This window comes from Microcoleus sp. PH2017_08_TRC_O_A, assembly GCF_020738665.1.
Classification (GTDB): Bacteria; Cyanobacteriota; Cyanobacteriia; order Cyanobacteriales; family Microcoleaceae; genus Microcoleus.
In genome coordinates this window covers 1-25,671 of record NZ_JAEQCE010000006.1, presented here as the reverse complement: position 1 = coordinate 25,671, position 25,671 = coordinate 1, and the positions used below count along the sequence as shown (strand labels likewise).

Sequence of the window (25,671 nt, the reverse complement as noted above, 5' to 3'; positions counted from 1 at the left end):
AAAACCAGGGAAATTCGCTCCATCACACACATAACGTATGCCGATCGCTCATATAATTGGATTAGGAAAATCAGGGATTGCCGCCGCCAGACTGCTCAAACGCGAAGGATGGGAAGTAACGCTGAGCGATCGCTCATCGGCCCCAAACCTACTCGAACAACAACAGCAACTAGCTAACGAAGGCATCAATCTAGAGTTAGGTAAATCTTTTGAACCTGACAAATCCATAGAATTAGTAGTAGTAAGTCCGGGCGTTCCCTGGGATATTCCAGCATTAGTACGCGCCCGAGAATTGGGAATTGAAACAATCGGAGAAATGGCTCTCGCGTGGCGCTATCTCAAATCTCCTTGGGTAGCAATTACTGGTACTAACGGCAAAACTACAACTACTGCTTTAATTGCTGCGATTTTTGCCGAAGCAGGGCTTCATGCTCCCGCTTGTGGCAACATTGGTTATGCTGCGTGCGAATTAGCTGCTTCCGAGAAACCGCCGGATTGGGTAATCGCAGAAATCAGCAGCTATCAGATAGAATCATCGCCGTCGGTAGCGCCGCGCATCGGAGTTTTGACGACTTTGACGCCGGATCACCTCAGCCGCCACAAAACTTTAGAAAATTACTACAACATTAAAGCCCATTTGCTGAAAAATTCGGAATTGCAAATCATCAACGGTGACGATCCTGGTTTGCGACAGCAAGGAGTTGACATTTGGCCGGATGCGTGTTGGACGAGTGTTAAAGGTGAAAAAGATTTGTTGGGAAAACACGCTTTTGGAGCGTACATCGAAGACGGTTGGGTAATTGCTCAAGGCGAGAAAATTTTGCCTGCTGAGTCTTTGCGGATGGTGGGCGAACACAATTTGCAAAATTTGTTGATGGCTGTGGCAGCGGCTAATTTGGCAGGGATAGATCAAAGTGCGATCGCCCGGGCGATCGCGAAATTCCCCGGAGTGGCGCACCGCCTCGAACACATCCGCACCTGGGAAGGCATAGATTTCATCAACGACAGCAAAGCGACTAATTATGACGCAGCGCAAGTCGGGTTAGCTGCTGTCAGCGCGCCGGCGATTTTGATTGCGGGCGGCGATCCCAAAGAGGGCGATGATAATGCTTGGATTGATACAATCAAGGCGAAGGCTGTTGCAGTGCTGTTAATTGGGGATGCAGCGGGCCTTTTTAGTGATCGGCTAGAACAAGCAGATTATAACGCTTGGGAAATCGTCGAAACAATGGAAAGAGCCATTCCCAGAGCCGCAGAATTAGGCAAACAAAACAAAGCTAAAGTCGTACTGCTTTCGCCAGCTTGCGCCAGCTTCGATCAATACCAAAGCTTCGAGCAACGCGGCGATCATTTCCGTCAATTGTGTCTCGAATCGCTTCCCAAAAAGTAGGGCTGCATTACGCGATATCCGCAGGGACACGGCAATGCCGTGTCCGGTGCTGGAACCTACAACTTTATAAACAGGCCATCCCTCAAACACTCTTCCAAATATCCTTAATTTTTGCCTGCTGTTCCCATTCCAGCTCATCAAAAACTAGCATCATTTCCTCATGAGTGTAATCAATAATAATCGCAGCCAACTGAGCCACCGTTTTCGCTTCCAGCAGCGCTAGTTTCAATTTAGTCATTACTTCTTTATCCATTAACGCTAAAACTTTAATCTTGACCTCACTTTGACTTTATTTCTGCCTGCAAATCTCATTTAATTTTGGCTGAAAACTGGCAATCTCAGCAGCACTGATTGTATCATGATACCGCGAGGAGATTAAAAAATCTTCCCGACAAAGCTGAGAGCGCAATTTTTCATCAATCTCCAGAATCTTGCCTTCGGAAGCAACATTTTTTCGCAACAAAGCTGCGATTTCCCGTTCCAGTTGGCGATTTCCTTGCTCGAAGAAATCTTGAGAGTTAGAACGAAATAAACCGCTATTAACTTGTTGAACTTGGCTGATTGTCAACGATTGAGCCGAGACAGCAGCCGGAAATACAAAAAAGAATACTGCCAGCCACAAGCTAGGAATTATTGGTTTGAGAATGCTGTTCATCACTATCGGGAGGACTTTTTACCTCTATTGGTTTCTCGTCTTCTGACTCGCTGGCTAATTCATCTTCTAGTGCGAGTTTTTGTTGCCACTCGGTAAGCTGTTGAAAAAGTTGCTGGTTAATTTGAAATACAGGTTTGTTAGTTTCAGACATATTGACTCCTGAACGAGATTGAAAGAGTTAGATTTACATAAAAAGGTGCGCGCGGCGCACCCTACTAATATAAATTATAGCTGTGAAACTTTTACCAGGGACATGATGATGCCAATCAATGAACCGCCAAGCAAAGTTAAAGTAGCTAAGGTACTAATACCAAATCCTGCGGCTCGTTTTTCCGCCGCTTGGTAATAACCCCAAGCAAACAAAATGCGTCCAACTATCCAAACTGCACCGATACCGGCTGCCCAAATTGGGCTGACAAATTGCGAAAACAGCCATAGCGAGGGCAAAAATAGAATCATTTGCTCTAGGGTATTTTGCTGAACTCGCACTACTCGTTCAAAGTCCGGGTTTCCTGTCATCTGCGGGGGAGAAACTTTGTATTTGAATCTGGCTCTGCCAACGTTGATGGTAACAACGAAGTATAGAATTAATGCTGAAACAGTTATTAGACTAGGCCAGAGTGTGGCGTTTGCTTCTGCGAGCATGATTGGGGATTATTGGGGTGGACTAGATATATTCATTATACTATTTTTCTTGACGACGATTGTAGACTGCGTGGAATCGCAGACGAGGAATTTGTTAACTTAGGTGCGCTGACAGACAAGCTTCAAGAGCACCAGCAATTTTCCGAAATCCTTCTCGGTTGGGATGAACGCCATCGGGGAGATCGTCAAGGCTGAGGATATTATATAAATCAACAAAATCTATGGGCTTCCCTGCTTGTTGTTTTTCCTTGACTAACTCCTCGCTGTTTTGATTGTATAGTTTAACTCGCTGATTTAAGGTGGGTTCAGACATTGGCGGAATTGCAGCGACAAAGAGTTTAACATTGGGTGCAGTTTCAAAAATGCGATCGATTAATTGGTTGAGGCGATAGCTTGCAGTTTCTACTTGATACCATTGTCCGATATTATTGGTGCCGATGAGGAGCAAAATAATATCGGGTTGGAAGGTTTGCAGCCACTCCACAACCCGATCGCAAATTTGTTCGATCAGCCAACCGGAATGTCCCTCGTGATGCTGAGAGAGTAAGGTATCGGGGCCATTGCTTAGGGAACCGACAAACTCAATAGCATAGCCTCGATTCTCCATTGCAGGCTGTAAATCGATGCGATATCCTCCTGGTACGAAGTATCCATCGGTAATTGAGTCACCTAGGGGCATTATTTTGATGGGACTATTTCCCGGTGAATCAGTGTTGCTGGAGAGGCTTGAAGGATCGGGATTTTGATTTTCCACGACTATGTTTGATAAATAACTAAGTTAACTACGCTTCAGTTTGTAGTGAGGACTTCAGTCCTTTTCCCTTTGTCTGAAGAAGGACTAAAGTCCTCACTACGAACCTGGATGAAGAAGGACTAAAGTCCTCACTACGAACCTGGATGAAGAAGGACTAAAGTCCTCACTACGAACCTGTCAGTGCAGCAATTCTTCTAGTTTTTGCTGGTTCCACAAATACTGATAAAGCCCTGTTTCCTTTACCAATTCTGCGTGAGTGCCGCTTTGCACTATTTCTCCCTTTTCCATGACGAATATGCGATCGGCACTCGCGGCTGCTGACATTTGGTGCGAGATAAAAATTACGGTTTTGCGATCGGTTCCGGTTGCCAAGTTCTGCAAAATATCGGTAGCAGTTTGATTGTCCACGCTGGAAAGAGCGTCATCTAAAATTAGCACGGGAGCGTCAACTAACAAGGCTCTAGCTAGTGCTGTTCGCTGCCTTTGTCCGCCGGATAAGGTAATGCCGCGCTCGCCGACAACTGTTTTGTACTGTTGCGGAAAGTTGAGGATTTCGGGGTGGATTTGTGCCTGTTTGGCGGCTGCTTCAATCTGGGGTTCTTCTGCTAAAGGATTGCCGTAGCGGATGTTATTCTTGATGGTAGTACCGAACAGAAAGCTTTCTTGGGGCACGTAGGCGATCGCCCCGCGCAACTCCCTCAACTTCACCTCGGTAATATCCTGCCCGTCTACAAACAACTCACCCGCATCGATATTCAGCAAGCGCGGCAGGGCATTAGCCAAGGTTGATTTGCCAGAACCGATCGCCCCAACAATCGAGACTGTTTCGCCCGGTTTGATGGTAAAATTGACATCTTTGAGCGCGGGTATCTTAGCGCCTGGATAGGTATAATTCAAATTGCGAGCGACTATTTCACCTTTGACAGGAGTTGGCAAGTCCGCTGCATCGGGAGCATCCTTAATTTGCGGTTCCACAGTCAAAATTGATTCTATGCGATCGACACTGACTTCTCCGCGCTGGTAAGCAGTAATGGTGAAACCCAACAGCGCCGTCGGAAATACCAAACGCTCGACATAAATCAGCAATGCCACAAAATCGCCGATGCTAATTTCGCCCTTAGCAATTGCTCCGCCACCTGCTGAAAGTAGTACCAACAAACTGATGCTGGCTAAACCGCCCAGTAGTGGAAAAATAAAGTTTCTAGTTTGGGCTAATGTCAAATTTGCTGATAGCAACTTGGCGTTACAATCGCGAAAAGCTCGACGTTCGTTTTCTTCTTGAGCATAGATTTTAATTACGGACATTCCGCTCATATCCTCTTGAATTAAATCGCTCATCGCCGATAGTTCTTCTTGGACTGCTAGTTGCTGGATGCGAAGTTTGTCGCTAAATAACTGTACCAAAACTAGCATTAATGGATAAACTGCGATCGCCAACAGCGTCAGCCGTACATTAATCCCCAGCATCACCGGCAAAGTCAAAGCATAAGCAAAGGCTGTATTCGCCAAACTCAGCACTGCAAAACCCACCAAGCGGCGAATATTGTCCAAGTCGGAAGTAGCGCGATTAATTAAATCCCCTACAGTATTGGCAGCAAAATAAGACGGTTCTAATGTTAATAAATGATTAAATATTTGCTGTTTGAGGTCAAATTCTACTTGACGCCCGACGCCAAACAGCAGAATCCGCGATGCCATCCGAATTCCCCACATGATTGAAGCTAGTACGAGAATCAGTATCACGTAGTTGAAAACTTGGTCAAATTTAGTCGCCACTTGGAGTGTGTCAACTGCATTCCGAATCAGTAGGGGAATGTAAACGCCCACAGCATTGACAATTAATAAGGAAAAAACGCCCCAGAATGTCGGTTTCCAGTGCGGGCGCATATAAGAAATGAGTTTTTGCAGTCGAGAATAACGAGCCATAGGTATAACAGTTGACAGTTGACAGTTGACAGTTGACAGTTAGTACCGAATTTAACCGTTGATGCGTATAGCAGTTGACAGTTGACAGTTGACAGGGGGCACTCCAATATCCGATCGGGCGATATGTCACAAACCACATTATATCTATGAGGACACGGCAGTGCCGTGTCCCTACAGCGGGTATGTAGGGACACGGCAGTGACGTGTCCTGGGCCACCGTTGGGGCCCGCCCTTTTCCCCAAATCCGCCCCCGCCAGCCCCACACTTCTGAGGGACACGCTACAATCTAAAGTCGATCGACTTAGCACTCAGAGTCAGAGAGTGCTAAATTTGCTAATGTAAGCGCAAGGAGACAAACATGACCAAAATAGTTGCATTTAGCGACAAATCTCGGCGGGCACTGGAACGCGGCGTCAATCAACTCGCCGATGCAGTCCGCATTACCTTGGGCCCCAAAGGCCGGAATGTCCTACTCGAAAAGAAATTCGGCACTCCCCAAATCGTTAACGACGGTATCACCGTTGCTAGGGAAATCGAACTCGAAGATCCTCTAGAAAATGCTGGCGCTCGCTTAATTCAAGAAGTCGCCTCCAAAACTAAAGATATCGCAGGCGACGGCACCACCACCGCTACCGTGATTGCCCAATCCCTCATTCGCGAAGGTTTGAAGAATGTCGCAGCAGGCGCCAATCCAGTCGCACTGCGCCGCGGGATTGAAAAAACGATCGCCCATTTAGTCCTAGAAATCGCTAAATTAGCGAAACCAGTCGAAGGATCTGCCATTGCTCAGGTCGCCACTGTCTCCGCCGGTAACGACGAAGAAGTCGGCGACATGATTGCTCAAGCAATGGAAAAAGTCACCAAAGATGGCGTCATTACTGTTGAAGAGTCGAAATCTCTGTTGACAGAATTGGAAGTTGTCGAAGGGATGCAGTACGATCGCGGATATCTTTCCCCGTATTTCGTCACCAACAACGATCGCATGGAAGTTGAGTACGAAAACGCTCGCATCCTGATTACCGACAAAAAAATTAACTCCATTCAAGAACTAATTCCGCTTCTTGAAAAAGTTGCCCGCACCGGTTCACCGCTGATCATTATCGCCGAAGATATTGAAGGTGAAGCTTTGGCAACTTTGGTCATCAACAAAGCACGCGGTGTATTGAATATCGCAGCTACCAAATCTCCTGGTTTTGGCGAGCGACGCAAAGCCATGCTACAAGATATCGCCGTTCTGACCGGCGGTCAACTGATTTCTGAAGAAGTCGGACTCAGCATTGATACCGCAACACTAGAAATGCTCGGTACCGCCCGCAAAATTACGATCGACAAAGAAAACACCATCATTGTCGCTGGCGACGAACACAAAGCAGACGTGTTATCACGGATCGAGCAAATCCGCAAGCAGCTAGCAGCGACGGATTCTGACTACGATAAGGAAAAATTAACCGAACGCATTGCCAAACTTGCTGGCGGTATTGCTGTAATTAAAGTAGGCGCAGCTACCGAAACCGAACTCAAGGATCGCAAACTCCGCATTGAAGACGCCCTCAACGCTACTAAAGCTGCTGTGGAAGAAGGTATCGTCGCTGGAGGCGGTACGACGCTGATTCACCTGATTACAAAAATTGATGCCATCAGAAGCACTTTAGACGCTGAAGAGCAAATTGGCGCTGATTTGGTTGCAAAAGCTTTGGAAGCACCTTTGCGTCAAATCGCTGATAATGCCGGTGTTGAAGGTTCGATCGCGATCGAGCGAGTGCGGGCTAGCGAGCTGAACATTGGCTACAACGCTCTCACCGACGTTTACGAAGATATGATTGCCGCTGGAATTATCGATCCGGCTAAGGTAGTGCGATCGGCTTTACAAAATGCCGGTTCCATTGCTGGCATGGTTTTGACCACTGAAGCTGTAATTGTCGAAAAACCCGAGAAGAAAAAAGCTGGTGGCGACATGGGCGACATGGGCGGCATGGGCGGCATGGGCGGCATGGGCGGCATGGGCGGCATGGGCGGCATGGGCGGCATGGGCGGCATGGGCGGCATGGGCATGATGTAGTCATTAGTCATCAGTCATTAGTGCGAACGTCCCCCCCCCGAGCGAACGGGGAGCATCTGGGTTTTGCATTTGTAGTGCTGTCCCGCTCGCGTGCTTTATAAAGCACGCGAGCGGGGACAGCACTGAAAGAAAAAATGCTTTTTGCAAAAATGAGATGCTCCCGAGCGAACGTTATTAGTCATCAGTCATCAGTTAGCAGCTAAAAACTGCCTGGTGACTGCTGGCTTTTGATCCCAAAAATGTCTCTAGCGTCTTTCGGGTGCGCACTGCCCACCTGAAGCTATTAAAGATTTTTCCAAGCAAACGCCTCTTTCCCCATCTCCCCCTCTCCCCCTCTCCCTCTCTCCCCCTCTCCCCATCTCCCCCTCTCCCCATCTCCCTCTCCCCCTCCCTCTTCTCCTTTTGTATCCGATGCGTCTTGTTGAAAAAAAGAGCAGATGCTCTAATTAAGTTATATTCCAAAACATACTATTTCCTGAAATTTTTTGTATTATAGGGAACGGGCCGAAAATTGTACCGGGAACGCCAGCAGTAAAGTGCGAAAAAATATTTGAGTGAGTTAAACTAACTTTAGGAAAAATTTAAAGCTTAACTTGCAAGTGATCAAAAAATACCCATGCAGGAAGTTATCAACTCGTTACAGTCTTTTTTCTCTGACTCTGTTGATGCTTTCCTAGAGTGCGATCGACAGCAAAAGTACATATCGATTAATCCTGTAGCTGCTGCTTGGATGGGATTGGATCCGGCTGAAGCAGTCAACAAAACGAATCGGGAATTGTTGAAATTATATCCCAATAATACAGCTCTAAAAAATATAATCTCTCAGATTGATTCCTGCCTGCAACAAGTATTTATCACAGGGGAAAAAAAGCTGGCAATTCACGAGGTGACGGCGGCAGATGGCGGGATTAAAATTTACGAAACGGCTTACACGCCAGCGCTGGATGTCGCTAACAATCAGATGCGGGTGTTGGGTGTCGGTAGAGATATAACCAGGCACTACCGCTGGCAGCAGCAGAAAACTCAACAGTTGCGTCGCTCGAATCATTTACTGTGGTTGAATGCAGCTAACAGTCCCCTGGCAATGGTAGGCTGGGATGAGAATTTTCGGATCGTTCAGTGGTCGAAACGTGCTGAAGAAATATTTGGCTGGACTTCCGATGATATGCTGGGCAAGCATTTCGGCGATTTGGATTTGGTTTGCGAGGACGATCGAGAGGCTGTAAGTGCGATCGAACTCGAACTAGCCTCCGGTAACGGCAATACTTCAATCAATCAAAATAAAACCAAATGCGGACAAGTTATTTGGTGTCGTTGGTTCAACTCGATTATTCGCAGCGGCGACACTTTTACAGTGCTTTCTTTGGTGGAAGATATCACGGATCGCAAACGGCTGGAAGCAGAAAAAGCCCAAGCTTCTCGCCTCACAGCAATGGTAGCCGATGTCGGTATTGCCCTCACCAAACACCCTCAAGATATCCTGCTTCCCTGTTGCGAGGCAATGGTACGAAATCTCGATGTCGCCTCTGCTGAAATTTGGACTTTTAACTCTCAATACAATATTTGCGAGTTGCAAGCAACCTCTGGAATCTACAGCCGCACAGACGAGGTTGCTAGATTTATTCAAAATAAGGTTAACTCGATCGCCGAACAGCAAAAACCACTATTTGACTGCCGATTTGAACTGAATCATTTGGGGCTAGAGGAGCAAGAATGCGGGGAAGCCACGCCAGCACACAGTTCGCAATTAGCAATTATCGACAGCAGTCACAATCGGGGAAATTGCCAAATCCCCAAGCAAATTCTTACCTTCGCCGGCTATCCTTTAATTGTCGAAGAAAGGCTAGTGGGAGTCATGGTAATTGTCAGCCACCAGTCGCTGACAGTACCCTTTGAAGAAACTTTAGGATCCGTTGCCGATGTCATCGCTTTAGGCATCGAACGCAAGCGTGCAGAAGCTGAATTAAAATCAGCTAGAGGGTTCCTCAATTCCGTAGTAGAAAATCTGCCGTTGGGAGTTTTTGCTAAAGATGCTTCTTCGCTAAAATTCGTGCTGTGGAATAAGGCGGGGGAAACGATCGCAGGTGTGACATCTCAAGAGGCGATCGGCAAAAATGACTACGATATTTACCCGAAAGAGCAAGCTGACGTTTTTACCGCTCAAGACAGGGAAATATTGACCAGCCATCACAACCAATCTCTGGTTAAAGAAATAGCCGAAGAGCCGATCCAAACTCGCCACAAAGGTATGAGAATACTGCACACCCGCAAAGTGCCAATTCTCGACGCTCAGGGCGAGCCTCAGTACGTTTTGGGGATTACAGAAGATATCACCGAACGCAGGCAGGTAGACGAAAGCGTGCGCCTCTACGACCAAATTGTCGAGAATATGCAAATTGGTTTGTACGTCTACCATTTGGAAAATATAGACGATGATAGCACCTTGAGGGCGATCGCCTCGAATCCCGCTGCTACGCGGTTTACCGGGCTAGAAATGGCCGACGTTTTGGGCATGACAATCGACGAGATTTTTCCGCATTTGCGATCGAAAAACATTCCCCAAGCATTTGCTGAAGTAATTCGCAACCAAAAAGCTGTAGAAGTTGAAGATATTGACAGCGACGAATCGGGAAAAATAACTCGTGCTTTTTCTATTAAAGCTTTTCCGTTACCTAACAACTCCGTAGGCGTGGCATTTGAAAACATTACAGATCGCAAGTGCCTGGAAGTAGAACTGCAAGTAGCATTGGCACAAACCGAACGTTCGGAACAACTTCTGCGGACGGTAATCGACAAAACCAGTGACTGGATTTTTGCCAAGAATAAACAATTTCGCTACATTTTGGCCAACAACAGTTTAGCCGAAGCGATCGGTAAAACAGTCGAAGAAATAATTGGCAAATCAGATTTAGAATTAGGATTCTCAGAAGAGCTAGTATTTGGAAATTCCGCACAAAATATCCGAGGATTTCGCACAGACGACTCTGCTGTACTGGCAGGCGAAATCATCCACAATCCCTGCGATGCCGCAACAGTTGCTGATGGTTCAATACATATTTTAGATACCAAAAAAGTCCCTCTGCGCGATACTGAAGGTAATATATTTGCAGTGCTAGGTTTTACTAACGATATTACAAAACGCCATGAATCGGAAGCAGCTTTGCGTAGGAGTGAAGCCAGATTTAGGTCTTTGGTTGCTAATATTCCCGGGGTGGTTTATCGCTGGCAGTGCGATTTTTCAACAAGTTTTATTAGCGAGGCAATTTACTTAATAGCGGGCTACCCGGCTGGGGATTTTATTTCGCGTTTGGACAGCAAAGGCAGAACTTTTGCTAGCATTATTTACCCCGAAGATTTGGCAAAAGTAGAAGCAACTATTCGGCAAGGAATAGAAAATAAACAGTCTTATAATTTAGAATACCGCTTGCTAGCAGCAGACAGCACCGTTAAATGGGTGTGGGATAAAGGTTCTCCAGTGTTCGACGCCGATGGGAGCGTTTCCTGTTTGGATGGGGTAATTTTGGATATTAGCGATCGCTACTACGCCCAAGAAGCATTGCGCCAAAAAACTTCTGAGTTGGAATCTGTTTTTCTAGCATTGCCGGATCTGTATTTCCGCCTCAATGCTGACGGCATTATTTTGGATTATTTGTCAGGAAATTCAGGGGATTTGTACCTGAATTCCGACTCTTTTCTTGGCAAACAAGTGACCGATATATTGCCAACAACCGCCGCTAGCCAGCTAGAACAGGCTCTACTGGAAGTTGCCAAAAATAGAACTCCAGTTAGTCTAGAGTATTCCCTATCCATGCCGTCTGGGGAAGAAACCTATGAAGCGAGATTGCTACCTTTTAACTCGAATCAGGCAATAGTTATCGCCCGCAATATTACCAAGCGCAAACAAGCCGAATCAGAATTAAAAGATAAAAATCGCGAACTAGAGCAAACCTTGGAACAATTAGGCCGGACTCAAGCTCAATTAATTCAAGCAGAAAAGATGTCGAGTTTGGGACAGCTAGTAGCCGGAATTGCTCACGAAATCAATAATCCTGTTAGTTTTATTTACGGCAATATTATTCACGCTAACGAGTATGCAAAAAATTTGCTGCAACTGTGTAGTTTGTATCAAAAAAATTACCCGCAACCAGTGACGGAAATCGCGAATTTTGCTCAAGAAATAGAAGTAGAATTTATGCAAGAGGATTTCCCGAACCTGCTGAATTCAATTGAAAATGGAGCCGATCGCATTCGCGAAATTGTTCTGTCTTTGCGAAATTTTTCCCGGCTGGAAGAATCTGATATTAAGCGTGTTGATATTCACGAAGGAATTGACAGCGCGCTGTTAATTTTGCAACACAAAATCAAAGAAAATGGTAAAAATCGCCAGATTGAAATAGTCAAAGAATATGGAATACTGCCACCGATACAGTGCTATGTCGGACAGTTAAATCAAGTGTTTATGAATATACTAAGTAATGCAATTGATGCTTTGGCAAATGTTAGAAATAGAAAATTGGAATTCGCGAGTGCAACGGATGGGGAACGGCAAAATTTTCCTACTTTACCTTTGGCTTGTGACGCATTTCCTTTGATTCGGATTCGCACGGAGGTGTTGGATAACAATCGAGTGGCGATCGCAATTTCGGATAACGGGTCGGGAATGGCAGAGTCTGTTAAATCTCGGATATTTGACCCGTTTTTTACTACCAAACCAGTCGGTAAAGGTACTGGTTTGGGGCTGTCTATCTCCTATCAGATTGTGGTGGAAAGACACAGGGGCAAGCTGGACTGTATTTCCGCGCCCGGTGGTGGCACTGAATTTGCGATCGAGATTCCTATTAAGCAAAGGTAATTGGTAATTGGTAATTGGTAATTAATTGGTAATTGGTAATTGGTAATTGGTAATTGGTAATTGGTAATTGGTAATTGGTAATTGGTAATTGGTAATTGGTAATTGGTAATTGGTAATTGGGGGTGCATCTGGCGCAAGGCGAATATATCCGTAGGGGCGAAGCATGACCGCAATCAATATGAGATGATAACTAATAACTTATATGCGGTCATGCTTCGCCCTCTTCCTCTTCCAAAACCAGATGCACCCGTGATTGGTGATTGGTGATTGGTGATTGGTGATTGGTTATTTAATATAGCGGAGGCAAAACAACAGATTTATTATAAAACATTTATTTGGCTGCGATAATTATACAAAAAAAACTGGTTTTCGATACCTCCCTAATAAGTCACATTCAAACTTATTCATGCCAGATTTAATTGGTAATTATCCAAAAAAAATGATAACCTAATTAAAGATACTAAAAGTAAGGAATATCAACATGGTATACAAAAGCATACATACTTCTAGTGCCGTCACCAAACCAATTAAAGATGATGATGATTCCTACGTTGACTATTTTTATGACGATCCGGGAGCGCTACCGGGAACTCTCGATTTAGAACCCGATGCGCCACCTCCTGAGATTGTATTAATTGACTATTGCGAGACAGGAGCTACCCGAGTCCAATTGGCAAATCCTAGAGAAGCTGCTGCCTATTTAGATACAGAATCTGTTTCTTGGGTGGATATGTTGGGATTGGGAAACAAAGAAACCTGGAGACAAATGGGCGAAGTATTTAATTTGCACGTTATGGCTCAGGAAGATGTAGTTAATGTTCCTCAACGACCGAAAGTTGTAGACTATGAAGAACACCTTTTAATCATTGCTTGGATGGTGATGATTAAACCAAATTCAGATAATTTTCATAAAGAACAAGTAAGTTTTATTTTGGGCAAGCATTACCTACTAACTGTTCAAGAAGAACCGGATTATGATTGTTTTGACCCGGTGCGAGTTCGCATTCGCAAAGGACAAGGAACTATTCGCAAGCACAAAGCAGATTATCTGGCTTATACTCTCCTAGATTCGATTATAGATGGATTTTTTCCTGTATTAGAAGTTTACGGAGAGCGGATTGAAGAGTTAGAGGATGAAGTGGTGGTGCGCCCAACGCGAAAAACTCTTGAAAAAATTTATAAAATCCGGCGAGAATTGCTGACGCTGCGCCGCGCCATTTGGCCGCAGCGGGATGCAATTAATGTTTTGATTCGCGATAGCAGCGATTTGATTAGTCCTGAGGTGCGAATTTATCTGCGCGATTGTTACGATCACACGGTGCAGGTGATGGATATGGTGGAAACTTATCGGGAGTTGTCTTCGGGTTTGATGGACGTTTACTTGTCTTCAGTGGGGAATAAAATGAATGAAATCATGAAATTGCTGACGGTGATTTCGAGTATCTTTATTCCTCTTACTTTTGTGGCGGGAGTATACGGGATGAATTTCAATACAGAGAAATCACCGTTGAATATGCCGGAACTGAATTGGTATTTTGGCTATCCACTTTGTTGGGGGCTGATGCTAGCGATCGCCTCTACTTTAGTTTACTTCTTTTGGCGGCGCGGATGGTTTGAGAATTTTTCTACTCTTAAGGATGACTGAACCCAGGAATTCGATAGAATGCGATCGCCACCCAGGACATTTTTCGGGAGAGGGTGTTGATATGTTTGTTAGCTCTGATTTATTTTAATGGGAGATGCTTCGGTTCAGGTACAATAAATCTGGGGAAAAAGTAGGCGCAGGCGGTTGCGGATTAGCGAAAGCTAGTCTGAGGAAAGTCCGGGCTCCCGAAAAACCAAACTTGCTGGGTAACGCCCAGTGCGAGCGATCGTGAGGATAGTGCCACAGAAAGATACCGCCCCCCATTTAGAGATTGCAGATTGGAGATTGGAGATTGCATCAAAAATCGATCGTCAAAAATCGCAAAGTGTTAGGGGTAAGGGTGCAAAGGTGCGGTAAGAGCGCACCAGCAGCATCGAGAGGTGCTGGCTAGGTAAACCCCGGTTGGGAGCAAGGTCGGAGGGACTATGGTTGGTTTTTTACCGGTTCCGTTCTTTGGTACCGCTTGAGGCGTCTGGTAACAGGCGTCCCAGATAGATAACTGCCCTCGAAAACTGCTTGCAGTTGAGAGAACAGAACCCGGCTTATGTCCGACTTTTTCCCCTCCAATTTTTCGGTAAGGTTCGCCCATCAGCACCCGCACAAATATTTGGGTAACGGAACATTTGGTTTTGTAATGACAAGCTTTTTTCTTAAAATGAATTTGATATTCTTTTCAACAATTCATGCTACTTTATACAAGCTCTAAACCTGGATAGTCATCAGCAAAGGAAATTCGCAATTATAATAAAATCCTAAATGCCCAATCCCCAATCCCCAATCCCCAATCCCCAATCCTAAATCCCCAATCCTAGGGTGCATCTGGTTTTTCAAGAGGGCGAAGCATGACCGCATATAAATTATTAGTTATAATCTCATATTTACGGAGGTCATGCTTCGCCCCTACAAACATATTTGCAAAACCCAGATGCACCCCAATCCCCAATCCCCAATCCCCAATCCTAAATCCTAAATCTAAAATCTAAAATCTAAAATCTAAAATCTAAAATCTAAAATCGTATGATTTATCCAGGTCGCCAAAAGCAACTTGAAATATTAATTGAAAAATTGGGGCTACCGAAGGATGCTTCGATCAAATGGCATCTTGTAGATTTAGCTTTGACTCATGCTAGTGCGTCTGCTAAGGCAAATTACGAGCAATTAGAGTTTGTCGGCGATGCTGTGGTGCGGCTGGCGGCTTCGGAATTGTTGTTTGAAATTTATCCTGACTGTGCGGTGGGGGAATTTGCTGCTATTCGATCGATCTTGGTGAGCGATCGCATCCTTGCTAAAATCGCTGACAGTTACGGGTTCGATCGCTATTTAATCGTTTCCAGCAGCGCCGCCTCGGACAAAACAGGCGCAGTGCCCAGGCTGGCAGATTCTTTGGAAGCCTTGCTAGCCGCCCTTTATTTGAGTGCCCAGACGTTAGAATTAGTTCGCCCTTGGCTCGATCCTCACTTTCAGCGCCTAGCGGCGGAAATTCGCAGCGATCCCGCCCGCCAAAACTACAAAGCTGCCCTCCAGGAGTTGACTCAAGGCAAATATAAAACTTTGCCCAAATATAGCGTGCGAGAAACCGGGACAGTTCAGGGCGGCGAGGATCGTTTTACCGCCGAGGTTCACATTCAGGGAGAGTTGGTAGCAGAGGGAAAAGGTCGATCGATCAAAGCGGCCGAACAAGCAGCGGCTCAGGCAGCTTTCAATAAATTAGTCAGTAGTGAGTTGACAGTTGACAGTTGACAGTTGACAGTTGTAATTGGGGATTGGGGATTGGTAATTGGTAATTGGTAATTGGTAATTGGTAATTGGTAATTGGTAATTGGTAATTGGTAATTGGTAATTGGGGATTGGGTGCAGCGGCTTGTGCAAGCAAATATGTTTGTAGGGGCGATCGCATGACCTCCGTCAATATGAGATTATAACTAATAAATTATATGCGGTCATGCTTCACCCTCTTCAAAAACCAGATGCACCCTTGGGGATTGGGGATTGGAATTGGCATTTTTTAGGATTCAAAGAGATCCAATTATTACCAATAATGCTATAATGGGTGTGCGATTCTTGAAATTATCATCAATGAAAATCGGAATAGCTGTATTGGGTGCCGGACGCTGGGGAGTTAACCTAATTCGCAACTTTCTCGAACATCCCAACAGCGAAGTTTTAGCGGTGGTAGACCCGAATCGAGATTCATTGGTGGCTGTCCAAAAACAGTTTCATCTGCATCCCTCGGTGATTCTAGCTACCGATTGGTCACAAATAGAAGCATTGCCGGGACTAGATGCTGTGGCGATCGCCACTCCAGCCTCCACACACTACACCCTCGCAACCGCCACGCTGCAACAAGGCTACCACGTCTTAGTAGAAAAACCCCTCGCCCTCAACCTCAGTGAAGCAATAGAACTCTGTAAATTAGCCCAAAAACAGCAGCGACAACTCTTCGTCGATCACACTTATCTGTTTCATCCCGCAGTCGATCGCGGCCAAACGATTATTCAGCAGCATCAACTCGGAACCTTGCGCTACGGTTACGCCCAGCGCACCCATTTTGAACCCGTGCGGCATGATGTTGATGCCCTTTGGGATTTGGCCGTTCACGATATCGCTATTTTCAATACTTGGCTGGAACAAACCCCTATTCAAGTCAGGGCGACTGGTACTGTATTTCCGAAGTCAGAAGTCAAAAGTCAGGGGGAAGAAGCAATAAATCAAGCAGAAGGATTAGCAGATTTAGTTTGGGTAACGCTGACTTATCCCGACGGATTTCAAGCATTCATTCACCTGTGCTGGCTAAATCCTGACAAACAGCGGCGGTTAACAGTTGTTGGCAGTTTGGGAACTTTGATTTTTGATGAAATGTCGCCGGAAACTCCTCTAATTTTGCAGCGTGGTGGTTCAAATCGGGGGGGCGATGAGGATAATTTTGGCGAAAGTGCGATCGCACTTTCGCCACCCACAAGTCTCAGGTACCGGGAAGTCTTAAATTTAGAACCAGCAGAGCCACTGCGGCGAGCGTGCGATCGTTTCCTCAACTGCGTGCAAACAAATACCCCTTGTCCTAGCTCTTCCGGTGCGGCTTCCGTCGAATTAATCCGCATTCTGGGCACTTTGAGCAAATCCCTCGAACTTGGCGGACAACCCCTGATACCATTTTAGATTAAGAAAATCCGATCGTGTCCGTTGGAACGATCGCCCTAAAATTGGTTTCTAGTGAGTAATACCCATTTGAAGAATTAATGCAACAATATTCGTAGGGTGTGTCGCCATTCATAGTACCGAAAAAAAACAGAAAATTGAGCGAGCGACGCACCAGCCACAATATTTGAGTAAACCAACTTAACTAAGAGTATTGTAGCAAGGTTTTTTTATTGGTATAACTTATTCCTCATAAAAATCTCATAACTAACATCCTCACTGCGAACCTTTGATTAAGGATAATTAACCAGACATATAGCCTTTCGATCTCCCATATGAGGTACGACTGGGAATAGGGCATAGGGCATGGGGCATGGGGCAAACAGGTCATGGGGCATAGGGCATAGATGGGTAATAGGGCATAGGGCATTGGGCATAGGATAATGGGTAATAGGGCATAGGGCATAGGATAATGGGCATAGGATAATGGGTAATAGTTAGTGGTTACTTGTTAGTCATTTTTCTAATAACCAATTCCCTGCGCGGGCCTTCTTCCCAATTCCCAATGCCCCATGACCTGTTTGGCCCATGCCCTATGCCCCATGCCCTATGCCCCATGCCCAATTCCCAATTCCCAATTCCCAATTCCCAATCTATTGGAGAACTGCTATATCAGTCATAACTTTTGAAATTTCCCTTTTCCTTTACCAAGTCCGGGCTGTGAAAATAAAAACTTGACTGCTGATTGACAGGCAAAGAAATCATCACCGCAGTACCTTGATCCACACCCGCGCTGTGCAGGGTAATGCTTCCGATCATAGATTCCATGATCCTTCGGGAGATAGCCAAGCCCAAACCGTTACCGCCAAACTTGCGAGTTGTAGAACCATCCGCCATCACAAAAGGTTGAAACAATTTCTGCTGCTGCTCGGGATCTATACCAACTCCGGTATCTTTAATTGTCACCACAACCCAATCGCTTTGGGTGTTGTTGCCGATCCTCTCCGAGGGCTGCGCTAACGCATTTTCCGGCACACTCCCGTTAAAACTACCAGAATTAGTCCTGGCTTCTAACCGCACAGATATACTAATGCTGCCCGACTCTGTAAACTTAACGGCATTGCTCAACACGTTTAAAAATACCTGTTTTAGCTTCTCCGGATCCGCATGAACAATAATCGGATCGTGAGCAGGTGGCAAGTTTAATTTTAAACCTTTTTCCTCAATTTGAGCCGCTTGCAAATCAATCGCGTCTTCAAGTACCTGAGTAATATCAACTACTTCTAACATCAGGGAGAAAGTGCCGGATTCTATTTTAGCAATGTCCAAAATATCATTAATAATATTGAGCAATTGCATTGAAGAGTCATGGGCGCGCTGCAAGAACTCCATCTCTTCATCTCGGTCATCGCAGTAGCCGTCACGCACAATTTGAATAAAACCAATAATTCCGTTGAGTGGCGTTCTCAATTCGTGAGAAATATTTCCCAAAAATTCATTTTTTAACTGATTGGCAACTTGCGCTTCCTTGGTTGCGATTTCCAATTCTCCTGCCCAGGTTCTGAGGCGCTGCACCATGCTGTTGAGAGCTTCTGATAGTTGATTAAATTCTCTAATTTGAAAATTTTCCGGCACTGCTAGGGGCGCTTCTGCTGTATCCACTGTCTGCGCGTAGTCTCTCAGTTTTTCCAAAGGACGCGCTAAGTCGCGAGACAGATATAAAGTCGCGATGATACTAGCAGCAACCAAACCCACAATTAAATTAAATAAAACTTGCTGAATTTCTTCCAAACCTGACAGAGCATAATCTAAACGAGAGACAGCTAAAATAATCCACTTGCTGTTCTCCTTTCTAGTTGAAGGACTCGGGATAGCAGCGTATCCTGCTAGCAACTCTACGCCATTTCTTTCAAAGGAAAATAGGTGGAGAAAAGCCTGTCCGCCAGCCATCGCCCTTCTGAGAATACTTTTTAGTCGATCGGCATCTGCCTCAGCATCGATATTGCGGCCCACGCGGTTGATATTCGGATGCGCCAAAATCGTCCCATCTTGGTCGATCGCCACCGTATAGCCAGCTAGAGAACCCTTCGGAGCACTGGTTTGCACCGGCAGGGCCGACTGCAAACTCAAAGCATAACTCAACTGCCGGGTGTTGCCCCGACGAGTGTAAACTGGAGCGCTCAGCACCAAACTAACTTGGCTGTCGCGAGCTTCTTTACTCGCATCTGGAAAATCCTCACCACCCGAAGCCACCTTCTTGCTGCTGGCTTTTCCCTGTCGCTGGAGAGGCCACGACAGACTGATGTAAACGCTCTTGTCATCCAGCAGAGTTTGCTGCTGCTGCACAGGCGGCCAAAACTTGGCAGGTAGCGACTGAATCGGCTGCTGCCCGCAAGTGCTAGCTATCACTTGATTTGTCTGTACATTAGTCAATTGCAAGCAATCAACCTGGGCTGGCAACCGCTGCCCTAATTGCGCGATAAACTTTTGATAATCCTTCGGCTCTACAGACTGCAACATTGAGTTTTCCGAAGCGCCGATCAGATTGGACTTCAGCGATTTCGACCACTGTTCAATAGTTTCTGCTTTTCTGACTGCACTTTCTGTCAAGTTTAGACGAGCAGTTTCCAGAAGCGTCGAGCGTGCCTTGCGATAGGTAACATACTCCCCCACCAGTAGAACAGGTACGCTGAGCAACAAAATCCGCGACAGTAAAATACGGCGAAAGGAGGATTGACCTAACTTAACCATAGGACATATCAAAATTAAGGTGCAACACCAACAGCGACCATAGTGCAATCAACCAGACGGAAAGCGCGAATCGGTCTAGGGTGCCCTGCTGACCAGACAACACAGCTTCAAAACAACATTTAAACACAATTATAGAAGCCACTGTAGTAATCTCGATTCTAAGTGTGCAACACAAAACTTACTCAAATCAAGCATTTGGCTTAAATTGACGTTTGCTTCCTGCTTCAACCAAGGATGACGGCATCTTGTTGTTCGCAGGCCTTAATTGGGCGCTTGCCTCAGGTACAATGCTCTGGCGGGCATTTTCCAGAATTATTGCTGCATTTAGATTGCAATTGAGGGAAACACCACATCGATCGCAGCTATATACAGGTTCCTTGAGAGGCATTTGCTGAATATTGCCACAGCAAGAACAGGTTTTAGACGAAGGAGACCACCTGTCAACCAGTTCTACCTTGGTTCCCCAAAATGCCACTTTGTAGGTCAAAATTCTGCGGAATTCATCAATACCTAAGCTCTCCAGGTCGATCGCTAATTTTTGATTAGCGATCGTGCCAGAGATATTGAGGTCTTCAATCCGAATCTGGTAGTATTTTCGGCTGATAATATCAGTTGTTATTTTTTTTTGCCCCAAAATTCGTCTGAGGTTAGCAATATCTGCGGGTTTTATTGGTAATTTTTGGTAGTATTTCCAGCCATTGTTAGATGCTCTAATTGTTTGAGTACGGTTCCCTGATTTCTGGTTGCGGTTGTACCACCGATTCTTGATCGACTTGATTTTTGATATTTTCAGGATTTGTGGTGCGATCGTGAATAAGCCATCTGACAACGTGGCAAAGCATTTGACACCTAAGTCAACACCAACAGTCTGAACTTGATGCACTCTGTGTAAATTTTTGTCATCAACAGGCAGATTCCAGGAGACCAACCCTTTGTCTGCTGCCCTAGAGATAGTGAATGTTTTGCTATAACTCACAAATGCTATTGGTTGCTTGAGTCTGAATTTTTCCAAACCAGGGATTGTGCTTTGCTTCCTCTTGAGTCGGACTTGGCGATTAGTAAATGGCATCATTGCTTCACCCTTTGCAGGATATACTCCTGATTTGTTTTTGCTGGTGAAACTATCACCTTTCTTTTTAAATTTGAATCGAGTCAAGCCTGATTTACCTAGTCGCCACCCTTGGATAGCTTTACCTAAATTATTCAGTGCTGATGGATAGATAGCTAATGGATAGCCTTTTATCCAAGCATACTCAGGCTTGATTTTTACCTGATTGGTAAAGACTTTCTGAATATCAGCTAATTGTTGAGAATCACTGGCTTTGATTTCTTCAAATTGCCATGACTGGGTTAGTATGGATAATCGCAAGTTATAAACAAGCCTCGCCAAACTTGCACAGCCATCTAGCAAAGAGCGTTCTTTATTATTCAGTTTTAGCTCTTGTTTCAGACTGTACATTGTTTTACCCTATTTGCAGGTATATCTGCAAATATATCAACAGCTAATAGAAAATGTCAATGACTTTCAAAAGGCACAATAGATTAGGTTTCCTCCCACACAATGAAGAACCATTTGATAAAATTCCACTACAAGCCAATGTAAAAGTAGGTGTGAGATCGAAAATAAAGGCGAGAGGGGATTGGCACAACCGTCTGAGACAAAAATTGGATGAATGGCTGCAATAATGGGAGCGAGATACGGAGATTTGAGGGATTTAGGCAGAAATTTTGCACGTCTGGTGACCAGTCTTTACTTAAAGATGCTCAGCAATTTGTTGGGCAAATGGCTGTGATTTGAATCACACTTCCATTTTCAATTCTCGGCTCGATTTGCAGCCGATCGCCCAGGGGTAAAATCTTTCAGGCTGACAGACGGCAGTGGGTTGAAGGTAGAATGGCATAGATGCACGGTTGCGACCGAAGGTAAGAGGCAAAAACTTGTGTCTCGGGCTAGCGATCGAGAGAGACTTCTGGCTCGATCGCACTTTGGGTCGCGAATGCCTTCGAGGGATACCCCATCAAATGGGCGATGCGAGATTTTGCACCCTGGGAAAGATTTTTTGTGACATAGGATTGATGCGGTAACAATAATTTACCTGTCAAACAATGAGACGATCGAGTCGCCGATCGACTCTCACAACCGTAATTCTGACGAACATTAGCCCAAACAGTGCATCCACGCCACGTCAATTTGCGACCTCGACAATAGTCTCATAGAGCGATGAAAAAAAACTCCACCAATTATACGTATTATTACACAAACAACCGTCCCAGATATCATCACGCTTATTTGGTATCTCCCCTTCTAGAAATGCTGGCGACACTTCAGGATGCCAGCCCGACAAAACTCCGAGTTTTGGATCTCGGCTGTGGCAATGGCAGCCTCAGTCACGTCATCGCAGAGTACGGCTGCGAAGTTGTCGGCGTTGACACTTCTGCACCCGGAATTGCCATCTCCCGTCAAAGTTTCCCAGAGTGTCAGTTTATCCAAGCAGATATTTATGAACTCCCCGATACCGATATGCTGAACTCATTTGATGTTGTCTTAGCCATTGAAGTAATCGAACACTTACTTTATCCGAAAGAACTGGCTAAAAATGCCAAATTATGTCTAAAGCCGGGAGGGATGCTAATTATTTCCACACCCTATCACGGCTATTTAAAAAACCTGATATTAGCTATTTCCGGCAAGTTAGAAAAACATTTTACCGTGCTTTGGGACAACGGACACATTAAATTCTTTTCAGTAAAGACCCTGACTAAATTATTGACTACAGAAGGATATACCGACATTAATTTTAAATTTGCTGGTCGGTGTCCCTATCTTTGGAAATCAATGCTATGTTCTAGTAAATTCAAAGAAAAATCTGAAAATTTATAAACTTTTATTGTTTTTAGTGGCGCTCAGTCAGCCGAATTAATTTCCTTAATTGACAATCAGCCATCAGTCCAAGTAAAAGATAAATTTCAGATTCAAAAATAAAATGACTGTTGGCGTTTGGCGCTCGAAAGGCTATGGCGGTTCTCGAAAAAGTAAAGTATGCCCACGGAAGCCACTCCAGGCCTATGCCTTATGTACCTCATCTTTTTGAGAAAGGCTATATTGTCGGGTCGGGGGTGCAAGTTCGATCGGGCTCGATCGGGCGAAAATGCCTGAAAAGACCAATGACCCATGACCCATGACCCATGACCCATGACCCATTAATCGCCTTTGCAATTCTTATTTTTTCCCTGACTTTTCCCTCAACATTCCACAGCGTTTCCACAGGCAAGTCTGAGGTTTTCCACAGATTTCAAAAAGTTTTCCACAGAAATTAACGGTACGGTCGGATCTTGCTGCGGAATTGGGGATTTCGTTAACCTCTTGCCAAATCCCTGATATAAACCTCTCATATGTAAACTTATGTAACAAAAAAGCCTCAAAAGGCTTATTTTTGCGTAAATCTTTTTTTTACATAAAGGAGTTTGTAATATTTTGCAACATTGACAAACCCACCTATTGATACGCACAATGATGCGACCGACCTAAAAAAAGCGCTCTGATTTCGGCTGTGCCTGTACCTGTATCCGGCCGAAAAGGGGGTTCTATTTTCAATTTATTAGCGAGACTAAAAAATGATGAACCCAACAGTCAGTATTTTTGCCGAAATTCCCGAAACGCTGCACGATTCTCTCAAAATTTACCTGGAAACTCATCCCGAATGGGATCTCGATCGAGTATTCTCCGCCTCCCTGTCGCTGTTTTTGTTGCAGAATGCCGATAGCGGTACGCCGGAAGCTTCCCGCAGCTACCGCCAAGCTGCCAGGGTTTATCTGGAAACTCTGTTTCAATCGCCTCAAGACTTGCACAGCAATAATGTAAGTCCTTTTTAGTTAAAGAGAGGGAGAGGGGGAGAGGGGGAGAGGGGAAGATTAATCGACAATTTTTGAGAAAAATGCTTTAGAAATACGGGAGAATTTACCGATTTTCAATTCCCGATTCCCAATTCCCAATTCCCGATTCCCGATTCCCAATTCCCGATTCCCGATTCCCGATTCCCGATTCCCGATTCCCAATTCCCAATTCCCGATTCTCAATTCCCAATTCCCAATTCGTTAATCTGCAAGCGGTTTTGCGGTATGCCCAGCAAAGAGCGAAAGCCGTGCAAACCCATGTAACATAAAGATTGCGATATTTTTATATATGTAACATGGAAGTTTTAGATACCTTGATTGTGGGTGCGGGGATTAGCGGTTTGAGTTTGGCGCACGCACTTCAAAAAGAAGCAACGAGTGCATCGCCACGGGCGATTTTGGTGGCTGAGAGTCAGGGACGTGTGGGCGGGAATATCACGACTGCGACAGGGGAGGGGTTTCTCTGGGAGGAGGGCCCGAATAGTTTTTCGCCGACGCCGGAGTTGCTGAAGTTGGCTGTGGATGTCGGTTTGAAGCAGGAGTTGATTTTTGCCGATCGCAAATTGCCTCGTTATGTTTATTGGGAAAAGAAGCTGCAACCGGTGCCGATGACTCCTGGGGCGATGATTCAGTCTCAGTTGCTGAGTTTTCCGGGGAAACTGCGGGCGCTGTTCGGGGCTTTGGGGTTTGTGGGGCCGGCAATGGGTTCTCAACTTTCGCAGCAGGGTGATGAGGAAACTGTTTCTCAATTTTTCCGCCGTCATCTGGGAAAGGAAGTGATGCAGCGCTTGGTGGAACCTTTTGTGTCTGGGGTTTATGCGGGGGATCCCCAACAACTTAGCGCGGCGGCTGCTTTTGGCCGGGTAACAAAGATGGCTGATGCGGGTGGCGGGCTGGTGGCGGGGGCGCTGCTTTCTGCTAGGAAAAGACCCCCCCAACCCCCCCTTACCAAGGGGGGGCTAAAGACTGTTGCAGACCCGAATATTCCGAAGACTAAGCCGGGGGAGTTGGGTTCGTTTAAAGGGGGGTTGCAGGCTCTGCCAGAGGCGATCGCTGCGAACTTGGGCGATCGACTGAAACTCAACTGGCACCTGACTCGACTCGATCGCACGGAACGCGACACTTACATAGCTGTATTTTCTACGCCCGACGGACAGCAGGAAGTTGAGGCCCGAACCGTAGTTTTGACAACACCGGCCTATGTTACAGCCGAGTTGTTGGAGCCTCTGCAACCGTCCGTTAGCAGCGCTTTACAAGCTTTTACTTATCCTACGGTTGCCTCCGTTGTATTGGCATATCCGATGTCGGATCTCAAGGGTAAATTAGTGGGATTTGGAAATTTAATTCCGAGGGGGCAGGGAATTCGCACTCTGGGGACGATTTGGACATCGAGTTTATTTGCCGATCGCGCGCCTGCGGGCTGGCAAACTCTCACCAGTTATATCGGCGGGGCTACTGATTCGGGAATTGGCAATCTTGACGCCGAACAAATTGTTGGGGAGGTGCACCGAGATTTGTCTCAGATTTTGCTGAAGCCGGAGGCGGCGCAGCCGAAAGTGTTGACTGTGAAAATTTGGAAGCGGGCGATTCCTCAGTACAATTTGGGTCATTTCGATCGCCTGCAACAGATCGATCGGGGCTTAAAATCTTTGCCGGGGCTGTATTTGTGCACCAACTACTTTGGCGGTGTGGCTTTGGGAGATTGCGTGCGGAGAGGTTTTGAGCGGGCTCAAGAAGTGGACGAGTATTTGAACGGATAGTATCGATAGTTTTGAGTTGCTCCGGGTGAGCCACAAGCACTCGATCTAGCGCGTGGGAAGGGTTGGCTTACAAATATCTGGATGTCAATCGAAGATATTGGTTAACCAACCGCTCGTAAAAACCTGGACAAAGCTACCCAAAAGTAGTCAATGTTAGACATCTACGTTAGTAATTTTAGTCCACAGTCCTAAAACTACAGGAATA

General features: G+C 45.6%; 21 protein-coding genes and 1 other RNA gene. 10 read left to right on the top strand and 12 right to left on the bottom strand.

Annotated features, from left to right (window positions below):
• The first annotated feature begins 37 nt into the window (after positions 1 to 37).
• Complete coding sequence (gene murD, locus JGK22_RS03300) at positions 38 to 1,390, top strand: UDP-N-acetylmuramoyl-L-alanine--D-glutamate ligase (protein WP_293196545.1); 1,353 nt, start codon at positions 38 to 40, stop codon at positions 1,388 to 1,390.
• Between the two features lie 82 nt (positions 1,391 to 1,472).
• Here the strand turns inward: murD and JGK22_RS03295 are convergent, their stop codons facing one another.
• From JGK22_RS03295 to JGK22_RS03270, 6 genes are all read right to left on the bottom strand, one after another.
• Entirely contained in the window at positions 1,473 to 1,628 is a 156-nt protein-coding gene (locus tag JGK22_RS03295) for a hypothetical protein (protein WP_293177903.1), read from the bottom strand.
• A 51-nt stretch (positions 1,629 to 1,679) separates the two neighbouring features.
• Positions 1,680 to 2,045 (bottom strand): hypothetical protein, encoded by a 366-nt coding sequence (locus JGK22_RS03290; RefSeq protein ID WP_293204828.1) that lies wholly within the window; start codon positions 2,043 to 2,045, stop codon positions 1,680 to 1,682.
• Positions 2,014 to 2,196: a hypothetical protein gene (locus JGK22_RS03285; RefSeq protein WP_293204826.1), complete on the bottom strand. Its 183-nt coding sequence runs from the start codon at positions 2,194 to 2,196 to the stop codon at positions 2,014 to 2,016. The genes JGK22_RS03290 and JGK22_RS03285 overlap by 32 nt, the downstream gene beginning before the upstream one ends.
• Positions 2,197 to 2,270: 74 nt before the next feature.
• On the bottom strand, positions 2,271 to 2,690 hold the full coding sequence (locus JGK22_RS03280) for an MAPEG family protein (protein WP_293177912.1): 420 nt from the start codon (positions 2,688 to 2,690) through the stop codon (positions 2,271 to 2,273).
• 94 nt (positions 2,691 to 2,784) lie between these two features.
• Positions 2,785 to 3,444, bottom strand: coding sequence for an SGNH/GDSL hydrolase family protein (locus JGK22_RS03275; protein ID WP_293196543.1), 660 nt, complete (start codon positions 3,442 to 3,444; stop codon positions 2,785 to 2,787).
• A gap of 177 nt (positions 3,445 to 3,621) precedes the next feature.
• On the bottom strand, positions 3,622 to 5,370 hold the full coding sequence (locus JGK22_RS03270; protein WP_293177918.1) for an ABC transporter ATP-binding protein: 1,749 nt from the start codon (positions 5,368 to 5,370) through the stop codon (positions 3,622 to 3,624).
• A gap of 358 nt (positions 5,371 to 5,728) precedes the next feature.
• Here JGK22_RS03270 and groL point away from each other — a divergent pair, with 358 nt between their 5' ends.
• Together groL and JGK22_RS03260 are read left to right on the top strand one after the other, a co-directional pair.
• Positions 5,729 to 7,429, top strand: coding sequence for a chaperonin GroEL (gene groL, locus JGK22_RS03265; RefSeq protein ID WP_293152181.1), 1,701 nt, complete (start codon positions 5,729 to 5,731; stop codon positions 7,427 to 7,429).
• A gap of 616 nt (positions 7,430 to 8,045) precedes the next feature.
• Positions 8,046 to 12,281: a PAS domain-containing protein gene (locus JGK22_RS03260; protein WP_293177921.1), complete on the top strand. Its 4,236-nt coding sequence runs from the start codon at positions 8,046 to 8,048 to the stop codon at positions 12,279 to 12,281.
• Between the two features lie 21 nt (positions 12,282 to 12,302).
• Here the strand turns inward: JGK22_RS03260 and JGK22_RS03255 are convergent, their stop codons facing one another.
• Positions 12,303 to 12,446, bottom strand: coding sequence for a hypothetical protein (locus JGK22_RS03255; RefSeq protein WP_293238998.1), 144 nt, complete (start codon positions 12,444 to 12,446; stop codon positions 12,303 to 12,305).
• Between the two features lie 316 nt (positions 12,447 to 12,762).
• Here JGK22_RS03255 and corA point away from each other — a divergent pair, with 316 nt between their 5' ends.
• From corA to rnc, 3 genes are all read left to right on the top strand, one after another.
• Entirely contained in the window at positions 12,763 to 13,926 is a 1,164-nt protein-coding gene (corA, locus tag JGK22_RS03250; protein WP_293177927.1) for a magnesium/cobalt transporter CorA, read from the top strand.
• A 126-nt stretch (positions 13,927 to 14,052) separates the two neighbouring features.
• Positions 14,053 to 14,487, top strand: an RNA gene (gene rnpB / locus JGK22_RS03245) — RNase P RNA component class A.
• Positions 14,488 to 14,943: 456 nt separating this feature from the next.
• Positions 14,944 to 15,666 (top strand): ribonuclease III, encoded by a 723-nt coding sequence (gene rnc, locus JGK22_RS03240; RefSeq protein WP_293177931.1) that lies wholly within the window; start codon positions 14,944 to 14,946, stop codon positions 15,664 to 15,666.
• Here the strand turns inward: rnc and JGK22_RS03235 are convergent.
• Positions 15,638 to 15,823 carry a hypothetical protein gene (locus tag JGK22_RS03235; RefSeq protein ID WP_293196537.1) on the bottom strand — a complete coding sequence of 62 codons (186 nt, stop codon included), beginning with the start codon at positions 15,821 to 15,823 and terminating at the stop codon, positions 15,638 to 15,640. The genes rnc and JGK22_RS03235 overlap by 29 nt on opposite strands.
• A gap of 179 nt (positions 15,824 to 16,002) precedes the next feature.
• Here JGK22_RS03235 and JGK22_RS03230 point away from each other — a divergent pair, with 179 nt between their 5' ends.
• Positions 16,003 to 17,082, top strand: coding sequence for a Gfo/Idh/MocA family oxidoreductase (locus JGK22_RS03230; protein ID WP_293204820.1), 1,080 nt, complete (start codon positions 16,003 to 16,005; stop codon positions 17,080 to 17,082).
• Between the two features lie 651 nt (positions 17,083 to 17,733).
• Here the strand turns inward: JGK22_RS03230 and JGK22_RS03225 are convergent.
• The 3 genes from JGK22_RS03225 to JGK22_RS03215 all read right to left on the bottom strand — a co-directional run bounded on the left by JGK22_RS03225 (position 17,734) and on the right by JGK22_RS03215 (position 22,002).
• Entirely contained in the window at positions 17,734 to 19,812 is a 2,079-nt protein-coding gene (locus JGK22_RS03225) for an ATP-binding protein (protein WP_293312320.1), read from the bottom strand.
• Positions 19,813 to 19,999: 187 nt separating this feature from the next.
• Entirely contained in the window at positions 20,000 to 21,271 is a 1,272-nt protein-coding gene (locus JGK22_RS03220; protein ID WP_293177943.1) for a transposase, read from the bottom strand.
• 491 nt (positions 21,272 to 21,762) lie between these two features.
• A complete protein-coding gene (locus JGK22_RS03215; RefSeq protein WP_293177946.1) occupies positions 21,763 to 22,002 on the bottom strand; it encodes a hypothetical protein in 240 nt (79 codons plus the stop codon).
• A gap of 31 nt (positions 22,003 to 22,033) precedes the next feature.
• On the opposite strand from JGK22_RS03215, the gene JGK22_RS03210 reads away from it, so the two are divergent.
• Both JGK22_RS03210 and JGK22_RS03205 read left to right on the top strand, forming a co-directional pair.
• Entirely contained in the window at positions 22,034 to 22,693 is a 660-nt protein-coding gene (locus JGK22_RS03210) for a class I SAM-dependent methyltransferase (RefSeq protein WP_293216777.1), read from the top strand.
• Between the two features lie 737 nt (positions 22,694 to 23,430).
• Positions 23,431 to 23,685, top strand: coding sequence for a DUF2811 domain-containing protein (locus JGK22_RS03205; protein WP_293152247.1), 255 nt, complete (start codon positions 23,431 to 23,433; stop codon positions 23,683 to 23,685).
• 85 nt (positions 23,686 to 23,770) lie between these two features.
• On the opposite strand, the gene JGK22_RS03200 is transcribed toward JGK22_RS03205, so the two are convergent.
• Positions 23,771 to 23,896 (bottom strand): hypothetical protein, encoded by a 126-nt coding sequence (locus JGK22_RS03200; protein WP_293177952.1) that lies wholly within the window; start codon positions 23,894 to 23,896, stop codon positions 23,771 to 23,773.
• Between the two features lie 106 nt (positions 23,897 to 24,002).
• On the opposite strand from JGK22_RS03200, the gene hemG reads away from it, so the two are divergent.
• The gene (hemG, locus tag JGK22_RS03195) at positions 24,003 to 25,466 is read left to right on the top strand and encodes a protoporphyrinogen oxidase (RefSeq protein WP_293177955.1); all 1,464 of its coding nucleotides are present in this window, start codon (positions 24,003 to 24,005) and stop codon (positions 25,464 to 25,466) included.
• The last annotated feature ends 205 nt before the right edge of the window (positions 25,467 to 25,671 follow it).